We start from the raw sequence: 7,621 nt of genomic DNA, 5'->3' as shown, positions 1-7,621 counted from the left end.
ACCAAGCTGGCCGAGGCGATCCGCTACGCGCTCGGCCGCATGCCCAAGGCGCGTCCATACCTCGATAACGGGCTTCTGGAACTGGACAACAACATCTGCGAGCGGTCAATCAGGCCCCTGACTCTCGGCAGGAAAAACTACCTGTTCATGGGTTCGGAAGGTGGCGGCAAGGCCGCGGCTGTCGCCTACACACTCATCGAAACCGCCCGCATGAACAGCGTTAATCCCGAAGCCTGGCTCACCTGGGTTCTCGAACGGATCGCCGATCACAAGATCAACCGCATCGGCGAACTCGCGCCATGGAACTGGACGCCGAAATAGGCGTCAAGCGCTGCGTGGCCGGACGCATACAATGCAAGTTACCACAATCGGCCTGGACCTGGCCAAGAACGTTTTTCAAGTTCACGGCATTACAGAAGACGAAGACGTCGCCTTCAACCGACCTTTGAGACGGGTGCAGTTGTTGCCTTTCTTCTCCAAGATCCCTCGTGTGTGAGAGATGGTGATATCGAGGCCGTCACGGTCGATCTTGTGGCCGCAGTAGCCGCGATCGACATAGGCGCGTGCGACGGATGTTCCGGTCAGGCGGACCACCTGGTCGATCTGTCCGGCGAGGCTGTGACCGTCATAGGGATTGCCAGGCAGCGCAATGGCTCCGAGGACGAACTGGCCACCTTTGCAGCGCTCATTGGTCGTGGCGATGGATGTCTTGCAGCCGAACTCGTAGCGGGTGCGGGCCTTGCCCTTGCCGATGCATTCCACCTCCGGCGCGTGGAACGCATAGAGTTTCACCTTGTCGTCTTTCTGTTGCTCAAGGATGCGCTCGGCGCGCTCCAGCACGGTGGCGAACGCGGCTTCCAGGAGCATCCGGACGATCATTGCGCCGTCTGGCTGCGCCTCCACCTCTGAGGTCGCGCGGGCCAGTTCGGCCGCGCTGTAGTCGACCACCGGCGGGCAGACCTGTCCCGTTCGATCAGAACCGCCTGTCGCGCAGGCGCTGAGCCAGAGAATCCCGATCAGCGGGGCGGCGGCTGGCGGCGTCCAGCATCTGGCGTTGGATTTCATGGGCTCTCTCCGATGTTGAAAGGCGCTCTGCCAGCCGCCCGGCGCGTTCGCCCGTGCGGCGGAGGTTCAAAAGGAACAGAGCGATGGTGAGGGCGGCCAGCAGGAGGTGCCGCGCTTTGCGCGCCAGGCCGCTGGTGAGGTTCGCGGTGATCCAGCCCATCATCGCTGGCCCCGCTTCCAGTCGTCGATCCGGGCGTGGATGGCGACGGCTATGCCGGTCAGCGCCAGGGCGATGAAGACCCAACGCAGGGTGTCGAGGTAGGGCAGCAGCGGCAGGATGGCGGATTGGGTTTCGGCGAGGACGTCCTGCGCGACCTCGATACCGGCGGCACCGACTGTGGCGATGCCTGCGGCCCCGCTGCCCTTCAGGGTGCGGCTGTCGGCCAGCACTTCGCGGGCGGGTGGGGTTTCTAGCGCGAAGGGCGTGGGACGTGCGGGAAACGGCTCGCCCCAGCTGCGCGCGGGGCCGAGGTCGATGTGCATGAAGCCCGAGCGGGGATAGGTGCCAAAGCCGAGGAAGCCGACGGCGCGGGCGGCCACCATGAAAGCTGCGGGGTCGTGGTTCGACATGGCGATGTCGAATGCCGTGCCCAGCATGTGCTTGGAGGCCGGTGCCCCACCGACGGCGCGGTTGTGGCTGGGGCTGCGATAGCCGGAGCGCACGATCAGCGGCTTGCCGAGGTGGTTGCGCAGGGATTGCAGCTTGTCCATGGCCTCGGTGTTGATCCTGATCGCGCCGGTGCCGCGGCAGGCGATCTCGGCCGGGGAAAAGCTGGGCCAGCGCCAGGTGGAGTCAGGCACGTCGCGGAAATGGGCGTAGGTTGTGGTTGGCATGGTGGGTCTCCAGAAATGCAAAACCCGCCCCCGCGTGGCAAAGCCACGCAGACTTTAGAGTCTGGCGGGCATTGCCCGCCGGGTGGCAAGGCCACGCAGACTTTAGAATCCGGCAGGCATTGCCTGTCGGGGGCGGGTTGGTGGCGGGTTGGGTGGGTCGGCAGGGTCGTGATTGGGTCTTGGTCAGTCGGTGTGCCCGCGCTGGTACGCCTCGAACATCAGATCCCGCATGGCGCGGATGTCGGCCTCGATGCGCTCCAGCCGGTCTGCGTCGCCCTTTCGGTCCTCGGCGCGCTGGCGATCGACGCGGTCGCGCTCGGCCAGCAGCTCTCGGTCGAGCCGTGCCAGCATCGCGTCATTGGTGAAGGCGCGGCGCGTGACGGCGGCAAGCAGGGCAATGGTCCCGCCGATCAGGGCGGTGATGGCGGCCGTCAGTCCGTGATCGCGCAACGCCTGACCGATCTCGGCCAGCAGGCTGGAGGCGTGATCGTTCATGTGGGCGCTCCCAATGTCAGATAATGGATGGCAATGCGCACCGCGCCGCCTGTAAAACTGCCCCCCCGGGCGGTGAGCTGGATGGGCGTGTCGGCATAAAATGCCTGCGGGCCGATCACGCCGATGTTGGTGCTTCCCGCAGCGATGCCGAGCGCGCCGCCAAACTTGCTGGTCTCGCCCGCAATCCCGCAATCATATGAGGTGGCACCCGTGATTGTGGTCGCGGTCCGCGTCGAGACACCGAGCACAATGGCCCGGTCAGGGATCTCGATGTCAGAGGTCACCGTGGGCCCGGCGAGGCCAGTGAGGCCTGCGAGGGTCTGCTCCAGCACGGCTATTCCGGTGGTGCTGCCCAATGCGCCCCGGGCGACATCCACGCTGGCGGCCTGTGACAGCAGCCCCATGGCCACGTCCAGCGGCGTCCAGACGGCGCTGATCCAGACAAGAGCCCGGGCTTCATCCTGCACCCAGACGAGCCAGCCTGCGCGCGGCGGCAGGCGCAGCCAGGTCCCATCCGTGAACAGTGCCACATCTTCGTCCCATCCCGCCCAGTCGCCTGTTGCGCCCGAGCCGACGATGTAGCGGTCGCCATCATTTGGAGAACCGGGCGGCGCGGTCAGATCGCGGTCGAGGACAGAAAGCTGGACAAGCCCGTCAAGGATGCGCAGGGCCTCGTTGTGGGTGACATGCTTCTGGGCCTGCGCTGCGAGGATGTAAGGGAGCAGCAGGTTGGTCGTGGTGTCGGACATGGTGTTGCCTTCAGAATGTCAGTGTGACGGTTTTGGCGGCCCCCCGCCCGATCCGGGCGGAGAGCTGGTAGATGCGGATGGCGAGCGTGTCGCCGGGGCCGAGCGGCGCGCCCCAATCAGCGCTCTGATGGGCGACGGAATAAACTGCACTGGTCGTGGTCGCGCTCAGCACTCTCTTGATCGCAGCGCCATCGAGGATCTCGACCTCGTAGGCTTCACTGTCCTCAGCCACGGACACCTCCATCGCGCCCCAGCTGTCGGCGGAGAGAGCGCGGGATCGGCGCGTCCAGCGGATCGTCAGATGCGCCAATTCGCCGGTTGAGCGTGGCTTGCGCCAAGGCTGTTCCACATGGGCCACCGAGAACGGCCGCAGCCCGGCGCCTTCGGGGGTGAAGGCTTGCGCCACATAGGTCTCGTCGCTGACCGAGCGAGAGGCCGGGCCGATGCGCCAATTCCACGGCAGCCCAAGGTCAGCTTCGGAAATCGGCAACGATGCCAAAGTCGCATCCAGCACCACCACCCGCGCGCCAATCGGCACCATGCTGACCATCGCCTCTTCGGTTCCACGCTGGCCGCGCAGCAATCGGGTCAGGCGGTATTGTCCGGGCGCGATCAGTTCTGCCACGCCCGCCTGCACGATCTCCCAAGTGCCGGGGGCGCTCTCGACAGCCAGCGCGTTCGCCCCACCCAGCAGGGCGATATCCGTGACGCTTTCCAGCGTGCCGGAATAGAGATCGACGACCAGCGCATTGCCGAGATCGAAGCGGGACACAGGCCCCGCAAAGAAGTCGGCCACCAGCACCCCCATGCGCACTCGCGAGCCAAAGGTGGTCAGCACCTCAAACCCATCGGTCGCAGCACTGCGGTAGACCGCGATTTCTCCCGGCCATGGCTTGGCATGGGCCGCAACCAGAGGGCGATGTACAGGCTGATCCTCGCGCAGCTGCGGCAGGTCCAGCAGGATGATGTCGGGCGTGCCAAAGACCGTCGGCGTCGACAGCGTGGCCGGGCGGGGTTCGCCGGGCGGCAGGTCATAGACCGCGCGATCCTGACGCACGGCGTCCACGCTGCGCAGGTCCGAGTCGGCGATGGACACGAGGCGCAGTTCCGTCAGGCGGCCATCGTGATCAAGCAGGATCACGTCGCAGGGGTCCAGTGCCAGACGGGACGGCGGCAGGCGGAACACCGCACTTTCGCGGCCCACCCAAGCCTCCATCAGCGCGCGGCGGCAGCGGCGTTCGGCCTCCTCTGGCGGCACGGCCAGCGGGAAGGATTCGGACGCGATGCGGGTGGTGTCGACGGTGATCCGCCGCGCCTCGACCTGCGCTGCGTCATAGTCCTCGTCGGCGCGGGCGATCTGCCATTTGAGCGCCTGCGGCAGTTCGGTTTCCTGCGCGCGGGTGAGCTCCAGTAGGTCGCCCGCGCGGGCAGCTACCAGGTCGTCATGTGCAATCGTCGCGCTGGCGATCCGGCCACGCATCAGAAAGCGGATGCGGCCCTCGCTTTCGACCGCATCAAAGCCGAAGTGGCGCGCGAGGGTGGAAATCGACGCACGCGGGGCCTCCAGAGCCGAGATCACATAGCCCTCGACCGCGCCCCAGAGGCCGGAGACGTCGATCTGCGCCTCCGGCATTCCCGCCCGCAGGCAGAGGTGGCGCACCAATGCCGCCAGCGATACGGCCCCCAGCCGCCCGGTTAGCCAATGGCCGAGCCGCCAGTGCGCGCCGTCCGTCCAGACGTCGGTCAGCGCGGGAAAGAACGGATGCGGCCGCGCGTCCCATGTCCAAGCCGCGCATTCGGGAACATGCACCATCGGGGCGCTATAGACGGACGAGACCGGATTGTTCGCGGCCTCACCCCACCAGAGATACGTCGCCTCCAGATAGGCCCGCTGGATGGCATCGTCGCGCCAGCCTCGCGAAAAGTAGGGCGTGGCGCTCTCGGACGACTTCGGGTCGAAAAACACGTTCGGCTGGTTCGTGCCCCGGTCGATGGCCGGGCAGCCGAGTTCCGTGAACCAGATCGGCTTGGACTGCGGCCCCCATGCCGTGCCCGAGCGGATCCGTGAGGTCAAACGGATCGCGATGAGGACCACGTCCCGGCCCGGAATGTTGTTGCCCGGTCCGAATCCCCATTTGGAGACGGGATCATTTTTGGCGGGTGTGAAGGTGAACCGCGCCTCAAAGACGCCGTCCCCGTGATCGATATTCTCGATCGGGCCAAACGCATGGCCGCCCGAGAGCAACACGGCCAATGCACCCGGCGCGCCGAAGACGTAGGCCCAGTAGAGGCCGTCCGCGTCGCGGATATCGAGGGTGAGCCGCAGGGATGTGGCGCTGCCCGCCTGATAGAGCAGGCTCACGTCACAGGTCTCTCCGGCAATGAGCGCGGTGCCCGCCGATCGCGCCATGGAGAGAAAATGGCCCGTCGTGTCAGTGACGCGAACGGCGTCGCCGAAAAGCCCGCCAAGGTATGTCTGTGGCTCGGGCGTCAACGTGGCGAAGCCGCCGCTGGCCCAGAGGTTTGGCCGGTGCCCGTCCGGGATCAGCCCCACCAGGACGCCGCCGGGCCGGTCGTAGTGCGGCCGGTCCCACCAATCGCGCAGAGCCTTATAGCGAAACACCCACGGCGCGCCAAAAGTGTCATCGGTGATCGGCGTGCGGACCTGCGCGGTTCGGTCTGCGGCGCTGGCGTAGAACCAGTCAAAGCCCTCGCCGCCCGCAATGTTGGATTGCAAATAGGCGCGGTCGTAGATCGCCGGGGCCAATGCACCATCAGCATGCTCAAAGCCATCGCGCCAATCCGACAGCGGCATGTAGGTGTCGATGCCGATGAAATCTATGTTCGCGTCTGACCAGAGCGGGTCGAGGTGGAAATACACATCACCACTGCCATCGCCCGGCTGGTGGCCGAAGTATTCCGACCAGTCGGCCGCATAGCCGATCTTGGTGCCCGCCCCGAGGATCGCACGGACATCGGCGGCGAGAGCTTTGAAAGCAGTGACCGCAGGATATGTGGCCGCGCCCGAACGGATGGTGGTCAGACCGGGCATCTCAGACCCGATCAGGAAGGCATCGACGCCCCCGGCGGCTTTGCACAGATGCGCATAGTGCAGGATCATCCGGCGCAGGCCCCAGTCGCTGGAGGGTCCAGTCCAGTTGATGCTCTCACCCGAAACATTGAAGTTCGCGGGCGTGGCCGCGCCAAACAGCGCTGCGACCTGCGTGGCCGCCGCAGCGGTTTTGTCCACCGATCCTGCATACCCTGCCGCCGGGGAACAGGTGATCCGACCCCGCCAAGGGAACGCGGGCTGTCCCGCATCGGCTGCGTTGTCACTGTAGGGGTTTGGCAGCGTGTTGCCGGGCGGGACATCCATCAAGATGAACGTATAGAGCGTCACGCGCAGGCCCCGCGCCTTCATCTCCTGGATGGCTTGGACGACTGCGAAATCGGCAGGCGTACCGCCATAGACCGGACGGTCCTCAGCGTCTTGGCTGACCATAAAGGCATCTGCGCGTCCGACACCGTTCACCGACCAGGACGACGGCGTCGTGGTCTTGGCCGCCACCTCCACACCGGGGCGCAGTTTGCAGTTCCCCGCACGCAGATCATCGCCGAACCATGCCACCACCAGCGACACCGATTCCACCGCCGGGGCCATCGCCGGCAGCCGGTCGAGCGCCACCACGATGTCGGCGGTATCAGTGATCGCATTCAGGTTCTCCGCCACGATCGCACTGCCTGCGCCGCTGGTCTTCTTGACCGGGGCCGTCGCATAGCTGAACTCGCCCGAGGCCGGGATCATCGTTACCGCTTTCACCAGCCCTTCGGCCGTATCCGGATCGGCCAGTGGGCGAAACACCTCAAAGCTGATCTGCGGCAGGCGATTGCCGAAGGTGCTGAGGTCCAGCTCTTCAAAGACCACATAGGCGGTGCCGCGATAGGCCGGGGTGTTGGCAGCACACATTTTGGCAGCAATGAATGGATCGGGGGTCTGCGCCTCATCGCCCGGATACCACCGCCAGGTGACGCCGGAGAGGTCCATCGGCTTGCCATCGGCCCAGACCCGGCCGATCCCGGTGATCTCGCCCTCACACAGCGCAACGGCGAAGGAGGCATAATAGAGATATTCGGTGGTGGTGACCTTGGGCGCGCCCCCTTTGCCGCCGCCCTGACGGGTCGTGTTGACCTCCTCCCGGAAGTCAGTGGCCCAGATGATATTGCCGCCAATCCGCATCCGGCCGAACAGGCGCGGGATCACCGCCCCTTCGGTCGAGGACGTGATGCGCAAGCTGTCCAACCGCGCGCCTTCGATCCGCTGGGCCGGGGCCAGCGATGACACGATCCAATTGTCGACAACCGAGCCGATGGTCGAGCCGACGAAGCCGCCAATGGCCGCAGCCGAAAAGCCAAGGATGGACCCGCCAATGCTGCCGCCAATCGCGGAGCCGACAGCGCCGAGAACCAATGTTGCCATG

The 7,621-nt window shown here is 65.8% G+C and carries 5 protein-coding genes and 4 pseudogenes; 2 read left to right on the top strand and 7 right to left on the bottom strand.

The genetic code is table 11. The annotated features are described in order from the left end of the window. Positions 1-321, top strand: a 321-nt coding sequence (locus CHB90_RS16905; RefSeq protein WP_141135912.1) for a transposase domain-containing protein, incomplete at its 5' end; no start/stop codon positions are given. A gap of 31 nt (positions 322-352) precedes the next feature. After that, a pseudogene (locus tag CHB90_RS27065) lies at positions 353-484 on the top strand (IS110 family transposase); the annotation flags it as partial. A 47-nt stretch (positions 485-531) separates the two neighbouring features. Here CHB90_RS27065 and CHB90_RS27060 read toward each other — a convergent pair. The 7 genes and pseudogenes from CHB90_RS27060 to CHB90_RS27570 form a co-directional block, all read right to left on the bottom strand. Beyond that, positions 532-906 (bottom strand): annotated as a pseudogene (locus tag CHB90_RS27060) (IS5/IS1182 family transposase); the annotation flags it as partial. A gap of 67 nt (positions 907-973) precedes the next feature. After that, entirely contained in the window at positions 974-1,225 is a 252-nt protein-coding gene (locus CHB90_RS16895) for a hypothetical protein (protein WP_089279037.1), read from the bottom strand. Beyond that, positions 1,225-1,899, bottom strand: coding sequence for a YcbK family protein (locus tag CHB90_RS16890; RefSeq protein ID WP_089279035.1), 675 nt, complete (start codon positions 1,897-1,899; stop codon positions 1,225-1,227). The genes CHB90_RS16895 and CHB90_RS16890 overlap by 1 nt, the downstream gene beginning before the upstream one ends. A gap of 183 nt (positions 1,900-2,082) precedes the next feature. Continuing rightward, entirely contained in the window at positions 2,083-2,394 is a 312-nt protein-coding gene (locus tag CHB90_RS16885; protein WP_089279034.1) for a hypothetical protein, read from the bottom strand. After that, positions 2,391-3,143 (bottom strand): DUF2793 domain-containing protein, encoded by a 753-nt coding sequence (locus tag CHB90_RS16880; RefSeq protein WP_089279033.1) that lies wholly within the window; start codon positions 3,141-3,143, stop codon positions 2,391-2,393. Before CHB90_RS16880 ends, CHB90_RS16885 begins: the two co-directional genes overlap by 4 nt. A gap of 10 nt (positions 3,144-3,153) precedes the next feature. Beyond that, a pseudogene (locus CHB90_RS27575) lies at positions 3,154-5,199 on the bottom strand (phage tail protein); the annotation flags it as partial. Positions 5,200-5,691: 492 nt separating this feature from the next. After that, a pseudogene (locus tag CHB90_RS27570) lies at positions 5,692-7,620 on the bottom strand (baseplate multidomain protein megatron); the annotation flags it as partial. Position 7,621: the final 1 nt, after the last annotated feature.

Source organism: Antarctobacter heliothermus (genome assembly GCF_900188425.1).
GTDB lineage: Bacteria > Pseudomonadota > Alphaproteobacteria > Rhodobacterales > Rhodobacteraceae > Antarctobacter > Antarctobacter heliothermus.
Note: the sequence above shows the minus strand (reverse complement) of the source record. Positions and strands in the feature narration are given on the sequence as shown.